Annotated in this window: 24 protein-coding genes and 1 pseudogene; 15 read left to right on the forward strand and 10 right to left on the reverse strand. The window is 62.4% G+C overall.

All coding sequences use genetic code 11. The annotated features are described in order from the left end of the window. Positions 1–5 precede the first annotated feature (5 nt). Positions 6–875 (forward strand): LysR substrate-binding domain-containing protein, encoded by an 870-nt coding sequence (locus tag X751_RS155085; RefSeq protein WP_023744340.1) that lies wholly within the window; start codon positions 6–8, stop codon positions 873–875. Between the two features lie 63 nt (positions 876–938). Here the strand turns inward: X751_RS155085 and X751_RS155080 are convergent, their stop codons facing one another. The 3 genes from X751_RS155080 to X751_RS155070 all read right to left on the reverse strand — a co-directional run bounded on the left by X751_RS155080 (position 939) and on the right by X751_RS155070 (position 3,975). Next, complete coding sequence (locus X751_RS155080) at positions 939–1,589, reverse strand: dihydrofolate reductase family protein (protein WP_023744341.1); 651 nt, start codon at positions 1,587–1,589, stop codon at positions 939–941. A 116-nt stretch (positions 1,590–1,705) separates the two neighbouring features. Continuing rightward, positions 1,706–2,563 carry a protein-L-isoaspartate O-methyltransferase gene (locus X751_RS155075; RefSeq protein WP_023744342.1) on the reverse strand — a complete coding sequence of 286 codons (858 nt, stop codon included), beginning with the start codon at positions 2,561–2,563 and terminating at the stop codon, positions 1,706–1,708. Positions 2,564–2,616: 53 nt separating this feature from the next. Beyond that, positions 2,617–3,975 (reverse strand): Nramp family divalent metal transporter, encoded by a 1,359-nt coding sequence (locus tag X751_RS155070; protein ID WP_023672432.1) that lies wholly within the window; start codon positions 3,973–3,975, stop codon positions 2,617–2,619. Between the two features lie 257 nt (positions 3,976–4,232). On the opposite strand from X751_RS155070, the gene mntR reads away from it, so the two are divergent. Together mntR and X751_RS155060 are read left to right on the forward strand one after the other, a co-directional pair. Further along, positions 4,233–4,688, forward strand: a complete 456-nt coding sequence (gene mntR / locus X751_RS155065) for a manganese-binding transcriptional regulator MntR (RefSeq protein ID WP_023672433.1) — start codon at positions 4,233–4,235, stop codon at positions 4,686–4,688. Between the two features lie 91 nt (positions 4,689–4,779). Further along, complete coding sequence (locus X751_RS155060) at positions 4,780–4,968, forward strand: hypothetical protein (protein ID WP_023672434.1); 189 nt, start codon at positions 4,780–4,782, stop codon at positions 4,966–4,968. Positions 4,969–4,996: 28 nt separating this feature from the next. Here the strand turns inward: X751_RS155060 and X751_RS155055 are convergent, their stop codons facing one another. Then, a complete protein-coding gene (locus X751_RS155055) occupies positions 4,997–7,063 on the reverse strand; it encodes a hypothetical protein (RefSeq protein ID WP_031203825.1) in 2,067 nt (688 codons plus the stop codon). A 186-nt stretch (positions 7,064–7,249) separates the two neighbouring features. Here X751_RS155055 and X751_RS155050 point away from each other — a divergent pair, with 186 nt between their 5' ends. From X751_RS155050 to X751_RS155040, 3 genes are all read left to right on the forward strand, one after another. Next, positions 7,250–8,185, forward strand: coding sequence for a neutral zinc metallopeptidase (locus tag X751_RS155050; RefSeq protein ID WP_023744344.1), 936 nt, complete (start codon positions 7,250–7,252; stop codon positions 8,183–8,185). Between the two features lie 176 nt (positions 8,186–8,361). Next, entirely contained in the window at positions 8,362–9,627 is a 1,266-nt protein-coding gene (locus X751_RS155045; protein WP_023733296.1) for a tetracycline resistance MFS efflux pump, read from the forward strand. Beyond that, positions 9,624–10,544, forward strand: a complete 921-nt coding sequence (locus tag X751_RS155040; RefSeq protein WP_023672438.1) for an aldo/keto reductase — start codon at positions 9,624–9,626, stop codon at positions 10,542–10,544. The genes X751_RS155045 and X751_RS155040 overlap by 4 nt, the downstream gene beginning before the upstream one ends. A 9-nt stretch (positions 10,545–10,553) precedes the next feature. Here the strand turns inward: X751_RS155040 and X751_RS1000000168575 are convergent, their stop codons facing one another. From X751_RS1000000168575 to carA, 3 genes are all read right to left on the reverse strand, one after another. Beyond that, complete coding sequence (locus X751_RS1000000168575; protein ID WP_348524580.1) at positions 10,554–10,751, reverse strand: helix-turn-helix transcriptional regulator; 198 nt, start codon at positions 10,749–10,751, stop codon at positions 10,554–10,556. Further along, positions 10,678–10,938, reverse strand: a complete 261-nt coding sequence (locus X751_RS01000000163630) for a hypothetical protein (RefSeq protein WP_245260143.1) — start codon at positions 10,936–10,938, stop codon at positions 10,678–10,680. The genes X751_RS1000000168575 and X751_RS01000000163630 overlap by 74 nt, the downstream gene beginning before the upstream one ends. Before the next feature lie 325 nt (positions 10,939–11,263). Continuing rightward, positions 11,264–12,481 carry a glutamine-hydrolyzing carbamoyl-phosphate synthase small subunit gene (carA, locus tag X751_RS155035; RefSeq protein ID WP_081726027.1) on the reverse strand — a complete coding sequence of 406 codons (1,218 nt, stop codon included), beginning with the start codon at positions 12,479–12,481 and terminating at the stop codon, positions 11,264–11,266. 260 nt (positions 12,482–12,741) lie between these two features. Here carA and X751_RS155030 point away from each other — a divergent pair, with 260 nt between their 5' ends. Next, on the forward strand, positions 12,742–13,191 hold the full coding sequence (locus tag X751_RS155030) for a GatB/YqeY domain-containing protein (protein WP_031193012.1): 450 nt from the start codon (positions 12,742–12,744) through the stop codon (positions 13,189–13,191). A gap of 110 nt (positions 13,192–13,301) precedes the next feature. After that, positions 13,302–13,859, forward strand: a complete 558-nt coding sequence (locus X751_RS155025) for a GNAT family N-acetyltransferase (RefSeq protein ID WP_023672441.1) — start codon at positions 13,302–13,304, stop codon at positions 13,857–13,859. Positions 13,860–13,866: 7 nt separating this feature from the next. Here the strand turns inward: X751_RS155025 and X751_RS155020 are convergent, their stop codons facing one another. Then, positions 13,867–15,048, reverse strand: coding sequence for an MFS transporter (locus tag X751_RS155020; RefSeq protein ID WP_023744345.1), 1,182 nt, complete (start codon positions 15,046–15,048; stop codon positions 13,867–13,869). A 93-nt stretch (positions 15,049–15,141) separates the two neighbouring features. Continuing rightward, positions 15,142–16,806 carry a Na/Pi cotransporter family protein gene (locus X751_RS155015; protein WP_023691517.1) on the reverse strand — a complete coding sequence of 555 codons (1,665 nt, stop codon included), beginning with the start codon at positions 16,804–16,806 and terminating at the stop codon, positions 15,142–15,144. Between the two features lie 388 nt (positions 16,807–17,194). On the opposite strand from X751_RS155015, the gene X751_RS155010 reads away from it, so the two are divergent. The 6 genes and pseudogenes from X751_RS155010 to X751_RS154990 all read left to right on the forward strand — a co-directional run bounded on the left by X751_RS155010 (position 17,195) and on the right by X751_RS154990 (position 23,275). After that, on the forward strand, positions 17,195–17,563 hold the full coding sequence (locus tag X751_RS155010; RefSeq protein WP_023744346.1) for an RcnB family protein: 369 nt from the start codon (positions 17,195–17,197) through the stop codon (positions 17,561–17,563). 229 nt (positions 17,564–17,792) lie between these two features. Then, positions 17,793–19,697 carry a DNA primase gene (dnaG, locus tag X751_RS0132950; protein WP_023744347.1) on the forward strand — a complete coding sequence of 635 codons (1,905 nt, stop codon included), beginning with the start codon at positions 17,793–17,795 and terminating at the stop codon, positions 19,695–19,697. Positions 19,698–19,703: 6 nt separating this feature from the next. Continuing rightward, positions 19,704–19,904, forward strand: a pseudogene (locus X751_RS155005) (DNA primase); the annotation flags it as partial. A gap of 412 nt (positions 19,905–20,316) precedes the next feature. Beyond that, a complete protein-coding gene (rpoD, locus tag X751_RS155000; RefSeq protein ID WP_023672446.1) occupies positions 20,317–22,341 on the forward strand; it encodes an RNA polymerase sigma factor RpoD in 2,025 nt (674 codons plus the stop codon). Positions 22,342–22,531: 190 nt separating this feature from the next. Further along, complete coding sequence (locus X751_RS154995) at positions 22,532–22,825, forward strand: GYD domain-containing protein (RefSeq protein WP_023733294.1); 294 nt, start codon at positions 22,532–22,534, stop codon at positions 22,823–22,825. A gap of 69 nt (positions 22,826–22,894) precedes the next feature. Beyond that, positions 22,895–23,275, forward strand: a complete 381-nt coding sequence (locus X751_RS154990; protein WP_023683796.1) for a DCC1-like thiol-disulfide oxidoreductase family protein — start codon at positions 22,895–22,897, stop codon at positions 23,273–23,275. 45 nt (positions 23,276–23,320) lie between these two features. Here X751_RS154990 and X751_RS154985 read toward each other — a convergent pair whose 3' ends face one another. Beyond that, positions 23,321–23,578 (reverse strand): DUF2798 domain-containing protein, encoded by a 258-nt coding sequence (locus X751_RS154985; RefSeq protein ID WP_023744349.1) that lies wholly within the window; start codon positions 23,576–23,578, stop codon positions 23,321–23,323. 272 nt (positions 23,579–23,850) lie between these two features. Here X751_RS154985 and X751_RS154980 point away from each other — a divergent pair, with 272 nt between their 5' ends. Continuing rightward, a complete protein-coding gene (locus tag X751_RS154980; protein WP_023734953.1) occupies positions 23,851–24,528 on the forward strand; it encodes a PadR family transcriptional regulator in 678 nt (225 codons plus the stop codon). Positions 24,529–24,531: the final 3 nt, after the last annotated feature.

The raw sequence follows: 24,531 nt of genomic DNA on the forward strand, positions 1-24,531 counted from the left end.
CAACCATGATCCGTAACCTCGACACAGCGCTGATCCGCACCTTCGTCACTGTCGCCGACAAGGCCAGCATGACGGCGGCGGCGAACGCGCTGCATCTGACGCAAGGCGCCGTCAGCCAGCAGATCAAAAGGCTGGAAGAAGCGCTCGGCTGCAGCCTGTTCGAGCGCGACCGGCGTGGCTTGCGGCTGACGCGGCCCGGCGAGCGGCTGTTCGGCAAGGGCAAACGGTTGCTTGGCCTCAATGACGAGATCTGGGCCGAGATGGCGGGCACCGAGGTCGCCGGCCAGGTGCGGCTCGGTGTTCCCTATGACCTTGTCGGCACTTTGCTGGCGCCGGTGCTGAAGGCCTATGCCGAGACCTATCCGCAGGTCGAGATTTCACTGCTCTGTGCGGCTTCGCCGGACCTTGCCGCGGCCCTCGCGGCCGGCACCATCGACCTTGCCGTCATCGAGGAACCGGTCGGCCCGTCGGCCGGTGAGTGCCTGGCCATTGACCGGCTGGTCTGGGTCGGGGCCAAGGGCGGCGTCGCCCGCGCCAAGCGGCCGCTGCCGGTGTCGATCGTCGCCGATACCTGCGCCTTCCGCCCGGTGGTGCTGTCGGCGCTGAACGAGCACGGGCTGGAATGGCGCACCGTGTTCGAGAACGGCAACATCGACGCGACGACCGCGACAGTGCGCTCCGACCTTGCCGTCACCGCCTGGCTGGCCTCCACCGTGCCCGCCGACCTCGACATCCTGCCTTTCGATGCCGGGCTGCCGCCGCTGCCGAATTTTTCCATCAATCTGCATTTGCCGAGGTTTGGCGCGGCGCCTGCCGCGCAGGAGTTCGCGCGGTATATCAGGGATGGGCTGGAACGGCGGGCTGTGGCGGCTTAACAGAACTTGCCTTTCCTCTCCCCCGTCGATCGGGGGAGAGGAAAGGTGCCAAGCCTGTCCCTGTTACTTCCAGTTCTTACGCCGCTCGAGCTCGGCCTCTGACGGCTTCTGCGTAGCGAACGACCCGACCTTGACCTCACCCCCGCGTTCGTAGGTCGCCATGATAACGCCTGTGGTAGTGGCCTGCGACTTGACCAGCTTGAAAGCGGCGGGCATCGCAACACCATCGAACAGCCGCTTGCCCTTGCCCAGCAGCAGCGGGAAGATCATCAACCGGATCTCGTCGATCAGCCCGTTGGCGAGCAAAGTCTGGATCAGCTCGCTCGAACCCTGGATGAGCAGGTCAGGCCCATCTTCCTTCTTGAGGCGGCGCAACGCCGCGACGATATCTTCTCCAAGCCATTGCGTATTTTCCCAGGTGAGCGAATCCGGCCGATGCGTCGCCACATATTTAGTCGCAGGGTTGAAGGCATCTCCGATGGCATCTTTCTGATACGGCCAGTAAGCGGCGAAGATGTCGTAGGTTCTGCGGCCGAGCAGCAGGGCGAAGGGTTTGGAGAACAATTCCTCCATGGCCACCCCCGCCACCTCGTCGAAGTAGTGGAACGTCCAGCCGCCGAATTCGAAGCCGCCAACCGGGTCTTCTTCCGGGCCGCCTGGCGCCTGCATGACGCCGTCGAGGCTGACGAAGGTGGAAGCGATGATCTTTCGCATTGGATTTTCCTTTTCCAGGATCCGCGCCGTCAGGGCCGGATTTCGATCTAAGGACGGACAGGCCGGCGGCCGCCCGACAGGCGTTGGCAAAAAAACGCTGCGGCCGACAAGAGTACCTACCGCCGTCGCCCGCCGCCAAGCGCCTGCGACGAAAACCAGACATCGCCGATGATGGCGGTGGCGGTCCGGTCCGGCGCCCTGTCTGATGTCAGCCAGATCGAACGGCTGCGCGCGGCCTTCTGGAGGTCGGGGATTTTGGCCGCCGAACCGGCGACCGAGGCGCCGACGCAGGGGATGAACCACGAGCGCATGAAGGGGTCGCAGGCAAAACCTTGTTTGGTGCGGGTCACCATTACGGCCAGGCCGACGCCCTGGGACGGGCGCCAGGGAAAGATCATGCGGCCGCCCGCTTTCAGCGCCCTCAGCCAGGCAGCCGGCGGTGCGACGACACCGGCATTGACATAGATGATGTCGGACGGCGGCAGATCGCCGGTGACGGCATCGCCGTGGACGACGCTTACATTGCCGTAGGTTTCGAGCTTCTTTGTTGCTCTGGCAGCAAGATCGGCCTCCATTTCGAAGGCGGTCACCGGGCCGGGCGCAACCAGCCGGGCCAGCAAGGCGGTGTAGTAGCCGGTGCCGGCGCCGATATGGGTGACGGCCTCGTCCGGCCTGGGAGCGATCCTGCCTATCCACATGGCGTGCAGGGAGGGTTCGCCATTGTTGATGCCCTTGTCGGCATCGAGCGCCACCAGCACGTCCTGATAGATGTGAACAGGATCGGCGCTCGGCGTCATGATCTTGCCGTTGCCGGTGGTGAGCGCCCTGCCGGCGACGACCGCCCAGGGTCCGGGACCGAGAAAGGCCTCGCGCGGCACGGTGGCAAACGCCTCTTCGAGGCGCGGGTCGGCCGAGCCGGCATTGGCCGCCATCAGTTGCGCGTAAAATTTCCTGGCGTCTTCGACACTTGTCATGATGGCGATCAAGATAGCGCAAGCGGCCGGTTTGTCGCGGTCGGGAATGAAACTCAGCCGACGCCGAAGACGGTGTCGTAGAGCAGCTTGAAGTTGAGCACCAGGATGACCGCCGCGACGACCCAGGCGAGGACCGCCACGCCGCGGGGAATGGCAAGGTTGCCCATCTTCTTCTTGTCGGAGACGAACTGCACCAGCGGGATGACTGCGAAGGGCAGCTGCATCGACAGTACCACCTGGCTGAAGACCAGCAACTGGCCGGTGCCCTTTTCGCCATAGAGCGCGGTGACGACCACCACCGGGACGATGGCGATGCCGCGCGTCAGCAGCCGGCGCGCCCATTGCGGAATGCGCAGGCGCAAAAAGCCTTCCATGACGATCTGGCCGGCAAGCGTTGCCGTAACCGTCGAGTTGAGGCCGGAGGCCAGCAGCGCCACCGCAAACAGGATGGAGGCGATGCCGAGGCCGAGCAGTGGCGACAAGAGCTCGAAGGCTTGGCCGATCTCGGCGACATCCTGATGGCCGGTGCCATGGAAGGCCACCGCCGAGACGATCAGGATCGAGGCGTTGACGAACAGCGCCAAGACGAGCGCGATGGTCGAGTCCGTCGTCGCCCATTTAATGGCGTCGCGCTTGCCTTTTTCGGTCCGTTCATAGGCGCGTGTCTGTACGATCGAGGAGTGCAGGTAGAGATTGTGCGGCATCACCGTGGCGCCGATGATGCCGATGGCGATGTAGAGCATCGCCGGATTGGTGACGATCTCCGTCGACGGCACGAACATCGAATGCAGGATCGAGCCGACCGGAGGGGCAGCGGCAAAGATCTGGATGGCGAAACAGCCGAAGATGATGATCAAAAGCGCGATGACGAAGGCTTCGAGATAGCGGAAACCCTTGTTCATCAAGAGCAGCACGATGAAGGCGTCGAGCGCCGTCAGCAACGCGCCGCCGATCAGCGGAATGCCGAACAGAAGCTGCAGCGCGATCGCCGTGCCGATCACCTCGGCGAGGTCGCAGGCGATGATGGCGAGTTCGCAGGCGATCCACAGCACGAAACTGACGGGACGCGGATAATAGGCGCGGCAGGCCTGGGCGAGGTCGCGGCCGGTGGCGATGCCAAGCCGGGCGGCAAGCGCCTGCAGCAGGATCGCCATCAGGTTGGACAGCATGATGATGAACAATAGCGTGTAGCCGAACTGGGCGCCGCCGGCGAGGTCGGTGGCCCAGTTGCCCGGATCCATATAGCCGACCGAGACCATGTAGCCCGGTCCCATGAAGGCGAACAGGCGACGGAACCAGACGCCGGACTGCGGCACCGCGATCGTGGAGTTCACCTCGCGCAGGCTGGGAGGATTGTCCTCCGGCCTGTCAAATCGCCAGGATGATCCCAAGGTAGCGTCAGCTTCGGACATGGAGGGCTTTCCACTGGGTGGATCGGTTGACGTCATCCTATCTATGCCAGGGCTCAACATTATGCAATAGGCTATATTTCATTGTATGTGCTTCCTGTTGCGCCGACCGGCAGGCCGGCCGGGGATCGCAAACGCCGGTTGCGCCTACCATGGAATGGAAATAAACGGCTGGAACAGTTAAGCCCGTGCTATGAATGGCAAAGGGCGATTGCTTTGCCCAAAGCCGATTCTTGTCAAAAGATAGGAAGGAGCGCGTGTTGGCGCTGAAGCACAGACCGGTTGGACGCGAGGAGCCGCTGCCTGACGCCGAGATTCATTCGAAAGGGTTCCGGCAGCAGCGCGAAGCGCGCCGCGGCGCGCTGGTCGAGGATTATGTCGAGCTGATCGCCGACCTGATCGAGGACGGCAATGAGGCGCGTCAGGTCGATATTGCTGCGCGGCTCGGTGTCGCCCAGCCGACGGTGGCCAAGATGCTGACCAGGCTGTGCGCCGACGGGCTCGTTTCCAGAAAACCCTATCGCGGTGTGTTCCTGACCGACGCCGGGCGCAAGGTGGCGGAAGAGAGCCGCATCCGCCACCAGACGGTAGAAGCGTTTTTGCGTTCGCTCGGTGTCAGCGCCGAGACGGCGCGCATCGATGCCGAGGGCATCGAGCATCATGTCAGCGCCGAGACGCTGGAAGCCTTTCGCAAGGCGATGATCGCGCCGCGCTGAGGGGTGCCGGGGCCGCACCACTGGAACCTCCGCACGTCAGGCTCGTTGCTCCTGACGTTGCGCGTGATTGTCGCGCGCCAAGGAGGAAAACATGGGCGTCGAACAGGCACCGACCGCGAAGGGCAAGCAGGCGGCCGAGGGTTTGAGGCAGGCAGCGGCAAAGGACGAACGCAAGACCGAGGTCGAAACCGGCCATGCGCTGAAAAAGGGCGCCGCGCGTTTCGAGGAACGCTCCAAAAGCTCGGACGGCAAAAGCGCCGGCACCAAGCAGAAGATCTGAGTTCTGTTCGCAAGCGGCAACCTGCCGCTCATTCCTCGGTGTCCTGCACCCAACTGCGCGGATGGCCGTCGACGCGGAACTGGAATATGAAATAGGGCGGAATGCAGGAGCCCTTGCCAGGCTTGGCTGCGGCCAGATCGTCGTAGCCGGCGGTGCAGATATAGTCCTCGCGGCAGGGATGCGCCTTGTCGCAGGCGCGCAGGCCGGCGGTCTTGGTGAATTCCTTGGTGCAGAATTTGTGGTCCTTGCCCGACGCGATGCAGTCGTTGAAACCGGTCTTGGCGAGGCGGCCGCAAGTCGCCTCGTCGGGAAGCTTGTCGCAGCTTGCCTTGCGCAGCATGCCCCCGGGAAAGCCACCGGTCTTCTGCTCGGGGTTGTCGTAGCGTTGGCGCGCCGCGCCATAGCCGGCGAGCTTGATTACCGGTTTCTTGTCGCGCGCCGGATCGATGGCGCAGGCTTTTGCGGTGGCCGGCGACAGGCGGCAATATTTGTCGCTGCCCCAGCTCGACATCTTAATCTCGCCGAACTCGACGGGGTCGCCGACTGCGGTGGCCGCCTCGCTGACGCAGGTGCCGAAGCCCGGATGGATGTCGCTTTCATGGACGCCGGCGCAGCGCAGGCTTTCGCCGCAGCTCCAGTCCTTGAAGCTGGCATCCTTGCCGCTGTAGCAGATCGAGCCCCAGCCATTGTAGAGATCAGTGCCTTTCAGCGCTTCGGCGAGTTTGGCGTCCGGACGGGCGGCGAAGCCGCGTGAGAAATCCGGATGGCCGCCGGCGGCGAAGTCCTCGACGATGGCGCGGCGGCGAGGCAGGTCGGCGAAGAACACCGCCGAGCCGGGGACGAAGACGGCGTTGCGGCGCGGCTCGCTGGCCGGATCGGCGCCGGTGTAATGGAAGCCGGCAATGCCGTGCGTCTGGTGGCAGCCGGTGCAGGTCATTTCGTTGAGACGCAGATTGAAGCCGGCCACCGATTTCACGCTGCGCAGCTCGTTGCCCTTGGCGACATAGTCCTGCAGTGCCTTGTCGATGTCGGCATCGTCGAGCAGCCCATAGGCGATGTTGTTTTGCGATCTGGCCATGCCGCCGGGTGCGACCGAGACGGCGCTGGTCGCCAGGAATTTGTCGTCGATGACCAGCCGGCCGCGGTCGAGATCGTAGATGTTGCGGTCGGTGAGCAGCCATTTGGCGAAGGCCGGCCGGTCGGCCAGAACCACTTTCCGGTCGATCTGGTTCTCCATCTTCGATTCCTGGAAGGTGGACGTCGTTGGGTCCCATTTGAAAATCTTGAGGAGATATTCGGCGTGGCCACCGAAGTCGCGGCGGCTCGAGGCCGACAGCCGGAGAACCTGCATGTTCAGCTCAAGCCGCATGATCTGCGACGAATTCAGCATGGCGTTGGAGAGCGGCCCTTCGTCGGAGCGCAGCCAGGCTGCCAGTTGCTCGGGCGCAAGGTTCTTCTGGCCGGCGGCGAGCCAGCGCTTGGCGATTTCGGCACAGGAAACGGCGGTGGCGCTTGGACGGTCTCTCGAAGCGCGGGGGCGAGCCTCGCCGGGCCTGGCGTTGAAGACCAGACTCATGGTCAGCGGCAGCCGCGACGAGATGCGTTGCGCTGTCTTTCCCTTCGTGGGCTTCTCCGCCACCGAATAGTGGAAGCGGTAGATCAGCCTGATCTCGCCGCATTCGGTGTGGCCGAGATAGCCGCGGTCCATGCGGTTGACGACGCCGGTCAGGTCGAGCGTCGAGCCGTCATCGTCGATGTATTTCGGGTTGAATTTCTGGCTGGGGTCCTTCGACTTCGCCAGCGCAGCGACATAGGGATCGGGGCTATTGGCAGGCTCGTCGGCGATCTGCTGCTTGACGGCGTTGCGGACAGGGGTCAGCGCGCGCACCGAAAACAGGCCGCGATTGTCGACCTCGCGCGTGAGACCCAGCGCCGGGCCGAGCAGGCGGCTGATCGAGAGGCCGCCACGCTCAAGCGCCTGCAATGTCTCGGGATCGGTCACGGCGACGCTGGAATCGAGCGTCACGGCGCGCGCCGGCAACGGGCCGAGGCATAGCACCACCGCCAGCAGCAGAAATCGACCGATCGTCCGCAAGTCCCGACACCCCCGTTCGAACCGGATGCTACAGCGCGCATGCCGCCTCGACCAGAGTGCGAACGCGATGCCGCTGCCACGAAAAATACTGTGACTTGGCGCAACCATTGCGATAATTGTCTGTTGGGTCGGACTGGGCCACGACATCGGCCAGGCCAGCCGAAAATTTGCATACGGGGAGTTGCCATGCTCTGGAAGGGCCGCCGTCAGAGTGACAATGTCGAGGACGAGCGCAGCGACAGCGGCGGCGGTGGTGGTTTGGGCGGCGGCAGCCCTGGCCAGTTCCGCATCCCGATCGGCGGCCGCACCGGCGGCGGCGGCAGCATATTGCTGGTCGTCCTCGTGGTGCTGGCCGGATGGTATTTCGGCTTCGACCCGTCGCAGATCCTGGGCAGCGGCGACGGCGGCGGCGTGCTGCCGGGTGGCGGTGGCCAGATTACCGACAACAGCGGCGGCCAGGACGACGGCGCCGGCACGCCTGCTTCCGACGAGATGAAGCAGTTCGTGGCGACCGTGCTGGCCGAGACCGAAGAGACCTGGACCGGCATCTTCCAGTCGCAGGGCCTGAAATACGAGGACCCGAAGCTTGTGCTGTTCAGCGGCCAGATCCGCTCGGCCTGCGGCTCCGCCTCGACGGCAGCCGGACCGTTCTATTGTCCCGGCGACCACAAGGTCTACCTCGACACCACCTTCTTCCAGCAGCTCGACCAGCAGTTCGGCGCCTCGGGGGATTTCGCCCAGGCATATGTGATCGCCCATGAAGTCGGTCACCATGTGCAGAACCTCACCGGCATCCTGCCCAAGTTCAACCAGATGCGGCAGTCGATGGGTGAGGCGGAAGCCAACCAGATGTCGGTGCGCATCGAGCTGCAGGCCGACTGCTTCGCCGGCGTTTGGGCGCATTTCACCGCGCAGAAGGGCATTCTGGAACAGGGCGACATCGAAGAGGCGCTCAACGCCGCCAAGCAGATCGGCGACGATACGCTGCAGAAGAAGATGCAGGGCTATGTCGTTCCGGAAAGCTTCAACCACGGGACGTCGCAGCAAAGGCAGACCTGGCTGGCGCGCGGCTACAAGAGCGGCAAGCTGTCGGATTGCAACACGCTGACCGGTCCGGTTTGAGGCGCTCGCAAGTTCCAGCCGACCGCGGTTCAAAGCGCATCCGTCGGCGGGCCGATTCACCACCGGCAACAGATGTCAGGAGGAGAACGCCTGAGGCGTTCTCCTATTGTTCCAAAGTGGCGCCTCGCCTATAACGGGCGCCCGCCCAAGGGCGGTCTCAGGGAGCAGACGCCATCATGATCGACCCCAAAACCGCCAGGCGGGGCCTTGCGCTCGTCTTCACCACGCTGCTGCTCGACATTATCGGCTTCGGCATGATCATGCCGGTGTTGCCGGCCTTTCTCAGGGAGCTTTCCGGCGTCGGCATCAGCGAAGCGGCGATCGAAGGCGGCTGGCTGTTCTTCGTCTATGCGGCGATGCAGTTCTTCTTCGCGCCAATCATGGGTGGATTGAGCGACCGCTTCGGGCGGCGGCCGATCCTGCTTGCCTCGGTGCTTACATTCTCGATCGACAATCTGATCTGCGCCATCGCCTGGTCCTATCCGATGCTGTTCATCGGCCGCGTGCTGGCCGGCGTTTCGGGCGCCAGCTATTCGACGACGTCGGCCTTCATTGCCGACATCTCGAACGACGACAACCGGGCGAAGAATTTCGGTCTGCTCGGCATCGCCTTCGGCGTCGGCTTCGTCATTGGGCCGGTGCTGGGCGGGCTGCTCGGCACGTTCGGGCCGCGAGTGCCGTTTTACTTTGCCGCCGGGCTTGCCTTCGTGAACTTCCTCATCGCCATGTTCTTCCTGCCTGAAACGCTCGATGAAAAGCACCGCCGCCGCTTCGAGTGGAAACGCGCCAACCCGGTCGGCACGCTGCTGCAGATGCGCCAATATCAGGGCATCGGCTGGATCGGGCTCGCCTTCTTCCTGATGACGCTCGGCCACATGATGTATCCTGCGGTGTGGTCGTTCGTGTCCAATTATCGTTATGGCTGGAGCGAGCAGCAGATCGGCTTCTCGCTCGGCGCCTTCGGCCTGTGTGGGGCGATCGTCATGGCGACGGTGCTGCCGCGCGTGATCCCCAAACTTGGCGAATGGAGGACGGCGGTGATCGGCCTGACATTTACTGCGGCCAGCGCCTTCGGCTACGCCTTCGCCTCGCAAGGCTGGATGATCTATGCGGTGATCGTCGTCGGCTGCCTCGAAGCACTGGCCGATCCGCCGCTGAGAAGCCTTGCCGCCGCCAAGGTGCCGCCATCGGCGCAAGGCGAATTGCAGGGTGCGATGACGTCGATCTTCTCGATCACCTCGATCATCACGCCGCTGCTCTACACCGCGATCTTTTCCTGGTTCACCGGACCGAATGCGCCCGTAGTGTTCGGCGGCGCCCCCTATCTGGTTGGCGCGTGCTTCCTGACGCTTGCCGTCATTGTCTTTGTGACGAAAGTTGCGAGGCCGACGGCGGTGAGAAGCGTTGCCACCGGCGCTGCGGAAGATGGAGCCCAGATATGAGCCATGACAGCCGCATAGAGCTGACCAAGGACGGTTTGTCGCTGTCGCGGCTGGTGTTCGGCGCCTGGCGCCTGCTCGACAGCGCCGCGCGCCCGGACGCCGACCAGATCGCGCGGCTGATCGGCACTGCGGTCGATCTCGGCCTTACCAGCTTCGACCATGCCGATATTTACGGGCATTACCAGGTGGAAGCTGCCTTTGGCGCCGGCTTGTCGCGCTGGAAGGGCAAGCGCGATAGCATCGAGCTGATCTCGAAATGCGACATCATTCTGGCATCGGCCAACCGGCCTCAGAACCGGCTGAAGCATTACGACACCAGTGCGGCCCACATTGCCGCCTCGGTCGACCGTTCGCTCGCCAATCTCGGCACCGACTATCTCGACCTGTTGCTGCTGCACCGACCGGATCCGCTGATGGATGCCGACGAGACGGCGGCGGCCCTTGCCGGGCTGGTCAAGTCGGGCAAGGTGAGAGCGGTCGGGGTCTCCAATTTCACGCCGTCGCAGTTCGACCTTCTGGCTTCGCGGCTGCCGTTTGCCTTGGCCACCAACCAGATCGAGATGTCGGTGCTGAAAACCAATGCGCTGGTGGATGGCAGCCTCGATCACGCGCAACGCCTCGGCTATGCGCCGATGATCTGGTCGCCGCTCGGCGGCGGCTTGCTGTTCACCGGCAAGGAAGGGCGCGAGGCGCGGGTCAGGGCGGCAATCGCGGCGGTGGCTGCCGAGATCGGCGCCGGCGATCTCGCCGCCGTCGCCATCGCCTGGCTGCTGCGTCATCCGGCGCGGCTGGCGCCGGTGCTCGGCACGATGAAGCCCGAGCGGCTGGCCGTCATGGTCAAGGCGCTGGAGATCGACCTCGACCGCCAGCAATGGTTTGCCATACTGGAGGCCAGCGAAGGCCGGCCGGTGGCGTAAGGTTAGATACTAGGCTTCGATCCATTCGCTGGGCACGTCCAATGCCTTCGACAGCATGGTGCTGGTTTGCGCCGATGGCTTGCGGCGATTGGATTCAAGGTCCGACAGGAAGCCCTGGCTGACACCGATGGCATCAGCGAACTCGCCCTGCGTCAGCTTGCGCCAGTTGCGCAGCGCCTTGAGCCCGGCTGGAACCTCGCAAAATATCCATGGTCACCTCGGCGGGCAGAGGCTTTTCCGTTTTGAACTCGGCCTTCCGCTCATCGTAGATCGCCACATCCGCAGCGTCTTCTCTGGCTTCTTCGGCGGCATGCAGCAATGCCTCGTAGTCAGCCTTCGGGATGACGACCAGTTCTTCCCCGGTTGAAGTCCTTATGATTTGCGGAGCGTTCATGATGTGCTGTCCTATGGCCGGCTGTAGGTCGTCGTTTCGCGCTTGCCGATGTAGATCGCGAGGATTGTCGTGCGATCTTCATCAATATAACGCGGTAGCAACCGATCCGAAGTCTGTAACCGTCTCGGCCGGCAAGACGTTCTACATCCCCACGCCCGCTGATGGCATAAGTGTTCAAACCCTCAGAGACCTGCTCGCGGACATCGGCCGGCAGGTTGTCGAGATCGCGAGCTGCCGACACCGAGAGGATGATCGTCTTCACTCGCGCAATACCGCAGATTTATCGCTCGAGGCTAAGCGATATTATCGCTGCTACACAGAGGGCTCAGGCCCGTTCGGCCAGCAGTTCCTCGCCGCGCTTTTCGCGGATCAGGTTGACGAAGCGGCGGAACAGATAGTGCGAGTCCTGCGGGCCGGGCGAGGCCTCGGGGTGGTGCTGGACCGAGAACACCGGACGTCCGGTCAGCGCGATGCCGCAGTTCGAGCCATCGAACAGCGAGACATGGGTTTCCTCGACGCCCTCGGGCAAGGAGTCGGCATCGACGGCAAAGCCGTGGTTCATCGAGACGATCTCGACCTTGCCGGTGGTATGATCCTTGACGGGGTGGTTGGCGCCGTGATGGCCCTGGTGCATCTTGGCGGTCTTGCCGCCCAGCGCCAGGGCCAGCATCTGGTGGCCGAGGCAGATGCCGAACACCGGAATATCGGTCTTGAGCAGGTCCTGGATGACCGGCACCGCGTATTCGCCGGTGGCTTCCGGGTCGCCGGGGCCGTTGGAGAGGAAGATGCCGTCGGGCTGCATGGCCAGGATTTCTTCCGAACCGGTACCGGCCGGAACCACGGTGACCTTGGCGCCGAGGCCGGAAAGCAGGCGAAGGATGTTACGCTTGACGCCGTAGTCGATGGCGACGACGTGCATCGACGGCTCGGCCTGTTCGCCAAAGCCTTCGTTCCACACCCAGGGCGTTCCACGCCAGACCGAGGACTGGCCGGAGGTGACTTCCTTGGCGAGGTCAAGCCCGATCAGGCCCGACCAGGCGGCGGCCCGCCGCTTCAAATCGTCGAGGTCGAAGATGCCGTCGGGCGCGTGCGCAATGACGGCATTGGGCATGCCCTTTTCGCGGATCAGCGCGGTCAGCGCCCGGGTGTCGATGCCCGACAGCGCGACGATGCCGCGCTTCTTCAGCCACTGGTCCAGCCCGGTGTCGGCGCGGTAGTTGGACGGGTTGGTGACATCGGCCTTGAACACCGCGCCAACGGCGCCGGCACGGGCGACCGGGTTCAAGTCCTCGATGTCTTCGTCATTGGTGCCGATGTTGCCGATATGCGGGAAGGTGAAGGTGACGATCTGGCCGGCATAGGACGGGTCGGTGAGAATTTCCTGGTAGCCGGTGAGCGCGGTGTTGAAGCAGACTTCGGCAACGGCGGAACCGGTGGCGCCGAGGCCGCGACCCTCGATGACGGTGCCGTCGGCCAGCACCAGGACGGCGGTCGGCTTTTCGGTTGCCCAAGGCGGGGTCAGTTCGGGGGTCATCTCGGCCATGGCGACGCTCCTGTCACGCTGCGCGCTTCGATGGCGGGCCATCTGCGCAGCAAACGGCGCGGCCGATCTCTCGAGCCTGCGCGCATCAATTCTTTGTCTTGTGCAAGGCCGAGTACATAGGGGAAGGCGCCAGAGCGGTCAATGATGCCCGTGCCAAAAACGGCGAGCATTTGTTTCGTCGAACGATATCAGGGCTTTGGCGCGTTTGCTTTGCGGATGGGCCGCGGTTATTGTCCGCGCCGTTCGAAGGAGAAAGCATCATGCGCGCAAAAATCGCCGAATCCCTGAAAAGCGCGATGAAGGCGCAGGACAAGCACCGGCTGCCGACGCTCAGGCTGATCCAGGCCGCCATCCACGACCGCGACATCGCCAATCGCGGCTCGACCAAGGACCCCGCCAGCGACGAGGAGATCCTGCAGATCCTGGCCAAGATGGTGAAGCAGCGCGAGGAATCGGCCAAGGCGTTCGAGGACGGCAAGCGCCCGGATCTGGCCACGCAGGAGCGTGGCGAGATGGAGATCATCCGCGGCTTCCTGCCGACGCAGCTGGACGACGCCGCCGTAACAGCTGCGGCGCGCGAGGCGATCACTGCTACCGGTGCCGCCAGCCAAAAGGACATGGGCAAGGTGATCGCTGTGCTGAAGCAGAAATATGCCGGCCAGATGGATTTCGGCAAGGCCAGCGGCATCGTCAAAGGCCTGCTGCAGTAGGAGCCGACACCACTTCAATGGCGAAGGAGAGCAGGGGCATTACCTCTGGGCAAGAAACGGTCCGCACCGGCTTAAGCGAGCCAAGCCTTGACCTGCCGGAGAGACCCACCATAATCGAAATCGTCAAACCCACGCTCGAACATCTGCCCTCCTACAAGGCGGCGCTCGAGCGCGGCTGGTCGCCGGACAATGTCCGGCTGATGGAAGCGACGCGCGAGCAACTTGCGGCGATCGACGAGGATCCCGCGGCGTTCCTTGCCAGCCTCGACGATCCCGAGGCCAAAGGAGGCCCGATTACCTTGCCGGACGGCACGACAGTGCCGCGGCTGCCGGGCTTCCGGCGCTGGATCTGGGACGGCGAGGCCGCCGGCTCGATCGGCTTTCGCTGGCAGCCCGGTACGGCCGCACTGCCGTCGCATGTGCTCGGCCATATCGGCTATGCCGTGGTGCCGTGGAAGCGCGGACGAGGCTATGCGACCGAGGCGCTGCGGCTGATGCTGGACGAGGCGAGGGCTGTTGGTTTGCCATATGTCGAGCTCACCACCGACCTCGACAATCCGGCCTCGCAGAAGGTGGTGCTGGCCAATGGCGGCCGTGTGGTCGGTCCGTTCATCAAGGACGCCGCGTATGGCGGCGCCGAGAGTTTGTTGTTCCGGATCGATTTGTAGTCCGACGCTATTCGGCCGGTGCCGGCAGCGGCGGCGCTGCCCGGCTGCGCCCCTCCCAGATGTAGGAGGCAAGTGCCACCACCACCGCCACCAGCATGGCGGCAGCGCCCACAACCGGCAGGCTGCGATAGCCGTAGCCGGCATTGAGCATGGCAGCGCCCAGCGACGCGGCGAGCGCGATGCCGACATTGAAGCCGGAGGGGATGAGCGAGGAGGCGAGGTTGGAGGCGTCCGCCGTCCAGGCCAGGATGCGGGTCTGGATCGGCGTGCCTATGGCGAAGTTGAGGCCACCCCAGATAACGATGGCGATGACCATCGGCACGGGGTAGGGGCTGACGGCATAGATCACGCCCAACATCACCGCCTGCAGCGCAAGCATGGTGATCAGCGACGGCATCAGCTTCCAATCGGAAAGCTTGCCGCCGAGAAACACACCGACGGTGGCGCCGACGCCGTTGAGCAGCAGCACCCAGGGGATCAGGCCCTCGTCGAGATGGGTCACCTCAAGCAGTGTCGGGGTGATGTAGGTGAACAGGCCGAACTGGCCGATCATCAACATCAGCATCAGGATCAGCGAGGTCCAGACTTGCTGGCGCGCCAGCACGCGAACCTCGCTGCCAAGGCTGGTGGATGGACTCGATGCGCCCGTTTTGCGCGGCAGGAGGGCGGCCATGGCGGCAAACGCCACCACGCCCAGCGCGCACATCACCCAGAAGGTGGCGCGCCAGCCCCAGAGATTGCCGATTGCGGTGCCGGCCGGCACGCCGATGACATTGGATACTGTGAGGCCGGAGAGGATCACAGCCACGGCCATGCCGCGCTTGTCCTCGGGCACGAGGCCGACCGCCACCACCATGGCGACGCCGAAATAGGCGCCGTGTGCGACGGCGACCGCAATGCGCAAGAGCAGCATCGAGGTAAAATCGGGCGCCAGCGCGCAAGCGGGCTGGCCGATGGTGAAGGCGACGGTCAGGCAAAGCAGCAGCGTCTTGCGGGAAATGCCCTTGGTGGCGAGCGCCAGCAATGGGCCGCCAACCGCGATGCCGCCGGCATAGCCGGAGACGAGGTAGCCGGAGGTCGGGATCGAAACGCCAAGGCCGTCGGCCACTTGCGGCAATACACCGGCGATGACGAATTCGGTGGTGCCGAAAGCAAAGGCGGCAATGAACAGGGCAATGAGCGGGAGCATGGCGGAAGCGATCCTCGGATAAGGTCGCCTCAAACCATGGATGGGGTTCGTGGGCAATGCAGAAATTATCGACGCCGCTTTAGGTTTTCTTGATCAGCTTGCCTTCAACCGCGACCCACCCAGCAACCCGCGCTCTTCCAGCACCGGGTAGGCCATCGACGCCAGCAGCGAGTTGATCTGCTTCAGGTCGCGGATGGTGTCGAGGTGGATGGAACTTGTTTCGACGCTCTTGGCGGTGCCGTCGCGCAGGCGCACGAAATGGCTGGCGCTGGTTTCCTTTTCGCGGTCGCGCAGCCGGTCCTTTTCCAGCACCAGCTGGCGGGCGGTCTCAGGGTCGCGCGACACCAGCACGTTGAAAGCAAGCCTGGCATTGGCCAGCACCGAGGTGTGAAAGGCGAGCAGCTCGCTCCAGCCCTCGGGCGTGAACTCCAGCCCGCGCTCGAACTTCTTCTTCACATGCACCAGCATGTTGCGCACGATGATGTCGCCGACCTGCTCGAGCTTGACGCAGGCGCCTATCAGCTCCTGGCAGCGCAGCGCCTCGTCCTCTGTGAGCGAGTTCCTGGTCAATTTGGCCAGATAGAGCTTGATCGCCGCGTGCTTCCTGTCGACGCGGTCGTCAAGGGCGGCCAGCGCCTTGATCTTGTCGCCGTCGGCGCTTTCATACAGCTCGATGATGCGCTTGAGCATGATCTCGACCGTCTCGCAGACGCGCACCACCTCGCGGGTGGCGTTGGCCAGCGCCTGGCTCGGAACGTCGAGCGCGCCGTCGTTGAGGGCGGAGAGTTCGACCACATCGAGCTCTGTAGCCGGCGCTGGCTTGGTGCCCATTGCGACGATCTTCTCAGAGGCACGATAGATCAGGCTGGCAAGCGGCAGGCCGGCGAGCAGGATCAGCACATTGAACAGGATGTGGGCGTTGACGATCTGGTCGGGCACGGTGGCGCCGAGGAAGGCGACCGGCGGCTTCAGCGTCATGAACAGGATCAGCATCATCAGCGAGCCCATGCCGCGCATCAACAGATTGCCGATCGGCACGACGCGCACGCCAGGTTCGGCACTTCGGGTGAGCAGCGGCGCGATGATCGACGAGCCGAGATTGACGCCGAGCACCAGCACGATGCCGAGTTCGGGCGGGATGAAGCCGCGGCCGGCCAGCGTCACCATCAAAAGCACGGCGGCGATCGAGGAGTGGAAGAGCCAGGTAACGAGCGCGGCGAGCAGATAGGCGGTGACGTAGTCGCTGGAGAAATATTCGATGATGAGCGGCATCAGCGTGCTCTGCCGCAGCGGCTCCGACGCCTGGCCGATCATTTCCAGCGACAGTACCAGAAGGCCGATGCCGACCAGGATACGGCCGAACTGGCGCCAATCGCGCCGCTCGGTGGCCATGAACATGACCGTGCCGGCGACGAGGCAGATCGGCACCAGCAGCGTCAGATCGAAGGTCAAGAGCTTGACCACCAGCGCCGAGCCGATCTCGGCGCCGCGCACAGCCAATTGGCCCGACATGCCCGAGACGATGCCGGCGCCGGCGAAGGAGCCGACGAGAAGCGTGACGGCGGTCGAGCTCTGCAGCGCGATGGACAGGCCGCAGCCGGCCAGCACCGCCATGATCGGATTGCGCATGGTGGAGCGCAGCCGGTGACGCAGCACGTCGCCATAGGCGCGCTCGACGCCTGTCTTGACCATGCGGGTGGCAAACAGCATCAGCGCCACCGCGCCCGCCAGATGCAGCAGGACGACGGAGCCGCTCATTTCGAAACCCGCACGCAGACAGCTACCGCGACGCGGAGGGCGCGCAGTGCAGGGAGGAAAACGGGGCTGCGAATCATGGTCATGACAGTCTTGAACAATATCCGGAATATTTTAGCCGGGTAATAAAATCTTGTCGATTTCAAGAGCCGTCGCGGCGCGACAGGGCGTGTCGGAAAATGGACGGATGCGCAAATGGTTGCATGGCGGATCCCTGGTGATGGCAGCGGATCGTCCCGGTTTGCCGGACTCCCGGCAATCGCCTTTGCGATGATGTTCAAATATCCAGGATAAGCACCGGATTTCATTACGTAAATGTAATGCTAGTGTTCAGTTTCGGTTCATCCTTCGGGCGCTATTCCCTAGGCATCGACAACCAAGGAGCCCCGCTATGAAACGTATTGTTCTTTCCGCCCTCGCTTTCTCGATGCTGGCCGCCACTTCGCTTACCGGCCAGGCCGCACCGGTGAACGCACCGGTCGCACCGCAGTCGAATTACACGCAGGTCGACTGGCAGAGGCCCGGCAAGCATGTCGATATCAGGAAGCGCGTCGTGAAGAATACGGTGGTCGTCAAGCGCAGCCATTGGCGCAATGGCCAGAAATATTCCAGCTGGAAGCGGCACCAGCCGATCCGCGATTATGGCCGCTATGGCCTGCATCGCCCCGGCCGCGGCCAGGAATGGATCCGCGTCGGCAACGACTATGTGCTGGTCAGCGTCCTGTCCGGCATCATCTTCGGCGCCATTGCCGCGCATTAAGCCCGGCGCTCGTCCCGACGATGAAAGAAGGCGGTCTGCGATGGCCGCCTTCTTGTTGCGTTAAAACTTAATCATCGCAAAGCGTGTCGTTTTCCTCGATATCCTCTAATTGATTGAAAAACAGACGTGGCCAGTCCAGTTTGATATCTATAATCTGAATTTCCTAGGTTTTTTATCCTAGGTATGATATACTACCGAATCCCACAGACGGCTTGCCCCAGAGTACGTGATGCGTTTCCCAGATACATTTCTCGATGAGATACGCGATCGCGTGCCGATTTCATCGGTAGTCGGTCAGCGCGTCGCTTGGGACAGGAAGAAGACCAACGCCTCGCGCGGTGATTATTGGGCCTGCTGCCCGTTCCATGGCGAGAAGAGCCCGTCCTTTCATTGCGAGGACAAGAAGGGCCGCTACCACTGTTTCGGCTGTTCGGTTTCGGGCGACCACTTCAAGTTCCTGACCGAACTCGACGGGATAAGCTTCCCCGAGGCGGTCGAGAAGATTGCCGACATCGCCGGCGTATCGATGCCTGCGCGCGACCAGGAGTCTGAAAGGCGCGAAAAGCAGCGTGCAACACTCCACGAAGTTATGGAGTTGGCGACACAGTTTTTCCAGGAGCAATTGCAGGCTGCTTCCGGAGCCAAGGCCCGCGCCTATCTCCGTGATCGAGGTCTGACTTCTGTCACTGTCCAAAAGTTTAGGCTCGGATATGCGCCGGATAGTAGAAATGCGTTGAAAGAGCATTTGGCCGGGAAGGGAGTGGAAAAATCGCAGATTGAAGCCTGCGGCCTTGTCGTCTTTGGGGACGATATTCCCGTGTCCTATGACCGCTTTCGCGATCGCGTCATTTTTCCAATTGAGGATACAAGGGGGCGAGTGGTTGCCTTTGGCGGGCGCGCGCTCTCGTCTGAAGTGTCAGCAAAGTATTTGAATTCGCCTGAAACGGAGCTGTTTCACAAGGGCAACCTCCTTTACAATTTTGCGAGAGCGCGGAACGCCGCCACCAACGGTGGGACCGTGATCGCAGTGGAAGGTTATATGGACGTAATTTCGCTAGCTCAGGCTGGCATCGACAATGCGGTAGCTCCGCTTGGTACCGCTCTAACGGAAAATCAGTTGGAGCTCCTTTGGAAAATAAGCCCAGAGCCAATCATGTGTTTTGATGGTGACGCAGCGGGAAGCAGGGCGGCGCTGCGTGCGATTGATGTTTGTTTCCCTAAGCTCAGGTCCGGCTACAGCCTCAAGTTCGCTGCTTTGCCGGACGGCAAAGATCCTGACGATCTCATCAAGATGGATGGACGGGACGCATTTTACAAACACCTCGGTTCCGCCATTCCGCTGCATGAGTTTTTCATTCTTCGCCGCCGGCAATTAGGCTCTGAAATTTCGCCAGAGCAGATGGCTAGAGCTGAAACAGACCTGTACGCTGACGTCGATAGAATTGGGGATGCTACGGTAAAGCGATATTATCGTTCCCACTTGCGCCTCCGTCTGTACGAAATGTTTGGTCGTTCGCATCGGCTTTCGGCTGACACGAACACCAGAGCGCGGATTTCCCTCGACAAGCTTGGGGTAAATAGACTTCAACGTATATTGCTTGGTCTATGTGTTGAGTTTCCTGGCCTTTTGACAGACTATGTCGAGCAGCTTGCGGAATTTGAGTTTTCAAATGCGGAATTTCAACTTTTTGCGAAAGAGCTTCATAGGTTATATGTCGAGTACAGTGATCTAACTGTGGCATCAGTGTATGAGAAGATCGACAAACGGTTTATATTTGTCCTTGAAGCAATCCACGGCTCTGAAAAAACAATCAAAACCCGTGAAAATCGTCATGGCAATTTTTATGAATATCAAGTGACGCGCGGGCACAAATTGCGAACACTTTTTCCGATGCTTCGTTTTGAGCCGCCATATGAAACTATCAAACAGACTTTAGCGCATTTATTTTTAGAAATCGAAGTTCGGCAGTTTCGAGATCATTATTTATCAGTGGCGCACGAACTCGATCAGGCGGGTTTCGAATCGATGCAACGCCAACTCGATGCGATTGAAGCCACAAGGGCCGAATCAGAGATCGAGCTAGATCAGGAGTATCAAGCCTTGGCCGGCAGGCATCAATTTATGGCTGCTTAGACGTTCAACCAGGCGCTGCACTTGCAGCGCAGCGCGCGCACCTTACATAAGGAGCTGAAACAGGCGGAAGCAGCGCTCGCCAGCGATCCCACTGACGAAAACTACCGGCACCTCATCGAGATTCAGGCGCAGTTCCGTGATGTACAAGCAACGGAAGCGCTGATCGAAGGCTTCGGTGTGTCCTCGGGCAGGGGTGGGCGCGTGTAGGTCGAAACCTGCGCAAGAATGGATGATGTACGTGCTGCGCGTCGAATCGACGCCTCTAAGTCGGGTAATTGATTCGCTTTTTTGATGCGAATCATGCGAGAGGCGCTTGACCTTCTGGCAGAATGACGGAATCAGGACGATTCGAAACCTTAACCCGTGCCGGCGTCGATGGAAATGCACTGACGCGAGGTGCTGATCACTGGACAGGCTGTCAGCCTGCCACAGATATCAGGGTTAATCTGGACTTAATGCATATCGCCCAAAAGTGAAAACCGGTTTTGGGGGCACGATATGAACAAACAAAAGAGTTGATTCGGTTACCGGCCCGGTTAAGCGCCACCAGCGCATGTAGTTTGACCGGTGCGGCAGCTACGCGGCTTCGATGCTCGGCCGCTAGGAGAAGATAAAGACTATGGCGACAAAGGAAAAGGAAGAGGTCGAGACCGAACGTGAAGGCGCCACCGATGGGCCTCTGCTCGACCTTTCCGATGATGCTGTCAAGAAGATGATCAAGGCCGCCAAGAAGCGCGGCTATGTGACTCTCGACGAACTGAACGCGGTGCTGCCGTCGGAAGAGACCGATCCGGATCGCATCGAAGACATCAATGCGATGCTGTCCGACATGGGCATCAACGTGGTCGAGGACGACGATCAGAGCGAGGAGCCCGAGGCCGCCGACAGCAATGCCGACGCCGAGGAAGACGCCAACGAGCTGGCCGAGCAGACCGGCACCGCCGTCGCCGCCACGACCACCAAGAAAGAGCCGACCGACCGCACCGATGACCCGGTGCGCATGTATCTGCGCGAGATGGGCTCGGTCGAGCTCCTGTCGCGCGAGGGCGAAATCGCGATCGCCAAGCGCATCGAGGCCGGCCGCGAGACGATGATTGCGGGCCTCTGCGAAAGCCCGCTGACCTTCCAGGCCATCATCATCTGGCGTGACGAGCTCAACGAATCCAAGATCCTGCTGCGCGAGATCATCGACCTCGAAGCCACCTATGCCGGCCCCGAAGCCAAGCAGGCGCCGGTGGTCGAGCGCATCGAGGAGGCGCCCAAGGCCGAGGACAAGCCGAGGCGTGGACGCGACGAGGAAGACGACATCACCAATGTCGGCGCCGACACGCGCGGCCTGGTCGATGACGACGAGGAAGACGAGGATGAGGCGAGCCTGTCGCTGGCGGCGATGGAAGCGGAACTGCGCCCGCAGGTGATGGAGACGCTCGACGTCATCGCCGACACCTACAAGAAGCTGCGCAAGCTGCAGGACCAGCAGGTCGAGAACCGTCTGGCCGCGACCGGCACGCTGTCGCCAAGCCAGGACCGCCGCCTGAAGGAGCTGAAGGACCAGCTGATCAAGGCGGTGAAGTCGCTGTCGCTCAACACGGCGCGCATCGAGGCGCTGGTCGAGCAGCTCTACGACATCAACAAGCGGCTGGTGCAGAACGAAGGCAAGCTGCTGCGCCTGGCCGAAAGCTATGGCGTGCGCCGCGAGGAGTTCCTCAAGGAATATCAGGGCTCCGAGCTCGACCCGAACTGGACACGCTCGATCGGCAATCTCACCTCGCGCGGCTGGAAGGAATTCACCAAGAACGAGAAGGACGCGATCAAGGATCTGCGTTCGGAAATCCAGAACCTCGCCACCGAGACGGCGATCTCGATCCTGGAATTCCGCAAGATCGTCAACCAGGTGCAGAAGGGCGAGCGCGAAGCCGCTATCGCCAAGAAGGAAATGGTCGAGGCCAACCTGCGCCTCGTCATTTCCATCGCTAAGAAATACACCAATCGCGGCCTGCAGTTCCTCGACCTGATCCAGGAAGGCAATATCGGCTTGATGAAGGCGGTCGACAAATTCGAATACCGCCGCGGCTACAAGTTCTCGACCTATGCGACATGGTGGATCCGGCAGGCGATCACGCGTTCGATTGCCGACCAGGCGCGCACCATCCGCATCCCGGTGCACATGATCGAAACGATCAACAAGATCGTGCGCACGTCGCGCCAGATGCTGCATGAAATTGGCCGCGAGCCGACGCCGGAGGAACTGGCAGAAAAGCTCGCAATGCCGCTCGAAAAAGTGCGCAAGGTCTTGAAGATCGCCAAGGAGCCGATCTCGCTCGAAACCCCTGTGGGTGACGAAGAGGATTCGCATCTGGGCGATTTCATCGAGGACAAGATGGCGATCCTGCCGATCGATGCGGCGATCCAAGCCAATCTGCGCGAGACCACCACGCGGGTGCTCGCCTCGCTGACGCCGCGCGAGGAGCGGGTGCTGCGCATGCGCTTCGGCATCGGCATGAACACCGACCACACGCTGGAAGAAGTCGGCCAGCAGTTCTCGGTGACGCGCGAGCGTATCCGCCAGATCGAAGCCAAGGCGCTGCGCAAGCTCAAGCACCCGAGCCGGAGCCGCAAGCTGAGGAGCTTCCTCGACAGCTGATACCGGCAACAGACCAGAATTCGAAAAGGGCGCCGATGGCGCCCTTTTTGTTGCCGGGTGAAGGCTCTTGTCGCCCATCTCCGTCGGGAGGATACTTGCCTGGTCGGATGCATGTTCTGGGCGAAAAACCGGATGTCCGCCCCGGCTGATGTCCTCAGCCGTGCTCCGTGGCGCCGGAGGGAGGTGTGTGATGACAACCTACATCCTGCTGATGAACTGGACGGAACAGGGCGCCAGAAATATCCGAGAGTCGCCGAAGCGGCTCGATGCCGCCAAGAAGCAACTGGCCGACATGGGCGGCTCGTTCAAGGCGTTTTACCTGACTATGGGCGAATATGACATGGTGGCGATTATCGAGGCGCCCGACGATGCTGTGCTTGCTCGTTTCGCCCTGATGCTGGCAACGGGTGGCAGCGTCAAGACGCGAACGCTCAAGGCTTTCCCGGAATTTGCCTATCGCGAGATCGTCGCCTCGCTTGGATAGCGCTGGGCGCGGGTCCGTGCGGCTCGGCGTCATATTGCGGGGCCGTGCCGTCAGGGTGATAGTCGCGCCATGTCCAAGCCTGCGCTGACCGTCTGGTACAACACACGCTGCCCGGTTTGCGATGGCGGCATCACCCGGCAGAAACGGCGGCTGATCGAGGCGATCAAGGCCGGGCGGATCGAATTCCGCGACATCAACCTCGAACCGGCGGCGCTCTCTGGCTACAGCGCCTCGCTGGAGGACATACGCCGCCGGCTGCATGCCACCGATGCCGAAGGCAGGCTGCTGGTCGGCGCCGATGTCGCGGTTGCCGTCTGGCGGGCGACGCCGGGCGAGGGCTGGCTGGCGACGCTCTTCGGCAATCCGGTCGCGCTGCCGCTGACGCGGTTCGCGTACAATCGCTTCGCCGATCTTCTCTATGCCTGGAACCGGCGCAAGGGCCGCTGGTAGCGAGGCAAGGCCCGAAGATATCTGCGGGCCTTACCGTCATGGGCGTTACCGGGACGCCGGCTCGCAAAGCCAGCCGACAATGCGGCGCACCGCCGGCAGCACCATGAGCAACGTTGGGAACGCTACCAGCCAGGACAGGCCCCAGGCAGTGAGCCAGACAGCCGGCAAATCAGGTTGCAGTCCAAGGCTTTTCAGCGTCGATATGAACGAGACGATGAAGGTCATCAGCAGCGACAGCACCAGCGGGCTGACGATCGCGGCATAGCGCGCCGGCAGCTTGCCGCGCTTAGGGGTCGTGGTCATTTTTTGATTTTCCTGAAACATCCGGTCCGTCGCATTTGGCATCCATTGCGCCGGGTTTCCGGCGGAACTGCCCGGAAAGACCGGGGTGGATGCGTTGCTTGACGTCAGACGCTTACGGAGAGGTTTTGGCCCTCACGCGCTTTCTAGCTGCCGGCGGCGGCGAAATCAACCTTCTGGCGCCGCCTTTAGATACATCGTAAGATATATCTTGACTCGTCGGCGGGGCAAGCCTAATTAAGATGTATCGTAAGATATAACTCAAGGAGCAATTCATGCACAGACATCATCCCTTTGGCGAGCGCGCCGAGCGCGCATTCCTGCACATGGCAGGCAAATTTGGTGGAAGAGGGGGCGGCGGCTTTGGTCCGTTCGGCCACGGCGGACGTGGCGGTGGACGCGGCGGCCCGGGCGACATGTTTCGCGCCGGGCGCATGCTGGCCGACGGCGATCTCAAGCTGATCACGCTGTCGCTGCTGGCCGAGGCGCCTCGCCACGGCTACGACATCATCAAGGCGCTGGAAGAGCGCACCAGCGGCATCTACAGCCCGAGCCCGGGCGTCGTCTATCCGACGCTGACCTTCCTGGAAGAGGCCGGCTATGCGGCTTCAGCCGCCGACGGCAACAAGAAGGTGTTTTCGATCACCGAGGCGGGCCAGGCGCATCTCGCCGAGAACCGCGAGATGATCGACGGCGTGCTGGAGCATCTCGAGCGCTTCGGCCGCAAGATGGCGAAAGCGCGGGACTGGTTCGGCTGGAACGACGACGGCGAGGAAGGCGGACGGCGTGGTGGACGGGGTCGCTCGGAAGCCCGCGAGGAGTTCCGCGCCGTGCGTCACCGGCTGCGTGCCGCGCTCGGCGATCTCGTCGACGCGTCGGCTGAAAAGCAGGCCGAGGCGATTGCAGTCCTGGAAGCCGCCGCTGAAGCCCTGGAAGCGCTATCGCGCGGTTGACCC

Origin of the sequence: Mesorhizobium sp. LNJC394B00 (genome assembly GCF_000502555.1) — a bacterium.
GTDB lineage: Bacteria > Pseudomonadota > Alphaproteobacteria > Rhizobiales > Rhizobiaceae > Mesorhizobium.

Bases quoted from the DNA above. Each gene is read 5' to 3' on its own strand.
- X751_RS155050 (WP_023744344.1), top strand. From the start codon at position 7,250: ATGCTCTGGAAGGGCCGCCGTCAGAGTGACAATGTCGAGGACGAGCGC.
- X751_RS01000000163630 (WP_245260143.1), bottom strand. From the start codon at position 10,938: ATGAACGCTCCGCAAATCATAAGGACTTCAACCGGGGAAGAACTGGTC.
- X751_RS155020 (WP_023744345.1), bottom strand. From the start codon at position 15,048: ATGCTCCCGCTCATTGCCCTGTTCATTGCCGCCTTTGCTTTCGGCACC.
- X751_RS155010 (WP_023744346.1), top strand. From the start codon at position 17,195: ATGAAACGTATTGTTCTTTCCGCCCTCGCTTTCTCGATGCTGGCCGCC.
- X751_RS154980 (WP_023734953.1), top strand. From the start codon at position 23,851: ATGCACAGACATCATCCCTTTGGCGAGCGCGCCGAGCGCGCATTCCTG.
- X751_RS155085 (WP_023744340.1), top strand. From the start codon at position 6: ATGATCCGTAACCTCGACACAGCGCTGATCCGCACCTTCGTCACTGTC.
- carA (WP_081726027.1), bottom strand. From the start codon at position 12,481: ATGGCCGAGATGACCCCCGAACTGACCCCGCCTTGGGCAACCGAAAAG.
- dnaG (WP_023744347.1), top strand. From the start codon at position 17,793: ATGCGTTTCCCAGATACATTTCTCGATGAGATACGCGATCGCGTGCCG.
- X751_RS154995 (WP_023733294.1), top strand. From the start codon at position 22,532: ATGACAACCTACATCCTGCTGATGAACTGGACGGAACAGGGCGCCAGA.
- X751_RS155030 (WP_031193012.1), top strand. From the start codon at position 12,742: ATGCGCGCAAAAATCGCCGAATCCCTGAAAAGCGCGATGAAGGCGCAG.
- X751_RS155040 (WP_023672438.1), top strand. From the start codon at position 9,624: ATGAGCCATGACAGCCGCATAGAGCTGACCAAGGACGGTTTGTCGCTG.
- X751_RS155075 (WP_023744342.1), bottom strand. From the start codon at position 2,563: ATGACAAGTGTCGAAGACGCCAGGAAATTTTACGCGCAACTGATGGCG.
- X751_RS154990 (WP_023683796.1), top strand. From the start codon at position 22,895: ATGTCCAAGCCTGCGCTGACCGTCTGGTACAACACACGCTGCCCGGTT.
- rpoD (WP_023672446.1), top strand. From the start codon at position 20,317: ATGGCGACAAAGGAAAAGGAAGAGGTCGAGACCGAACGTGAAGGCGCC.
- X751_RS155045 (WP_023733296.1), top strand. From the start codon at position 8,362: ATGATCGACCCCAAAACCGCCAGGCGGGGCCTTGCGCTCGTCTTCACC.
- X751_RS155060 (WP_023672434.1), top strand. From the start codon at position 4,780: ATGGGCGTCGAACAGGCACCGACCGCGAAGGGCAAGCAGGCGGCCGAG.
- X751_RS155070 (WP_023672432.1), bottom strand. From the start codon at position 3,975: ATGTCCGAAGCTGACGCTACCTTGGGATCATCCTGGCGATTTGACAGG.
- X751_RS154985 (WP_023744349.1), bottom strand. From the start codon at position 23,578: ATGACCACGACCCCTAAGCGCGGCAAGCTGCCGGCGCGCTATGCCGCG.
- X751_RS155015 (WP_023691517.1), bottom strand. From the start codon at position 16,806: ATGAGCGGCTCCGTCGTCCTGCTGCATCTGGCGGGCGCGGTGGCGCTG.
- X751_RS155080 (WP_023744341.1), bottom strand. From the start codon at position 1,589: ATGCGAAAGATCATCGCTTCCACCTTCGTCAGCCTCGACGGCGTCATG.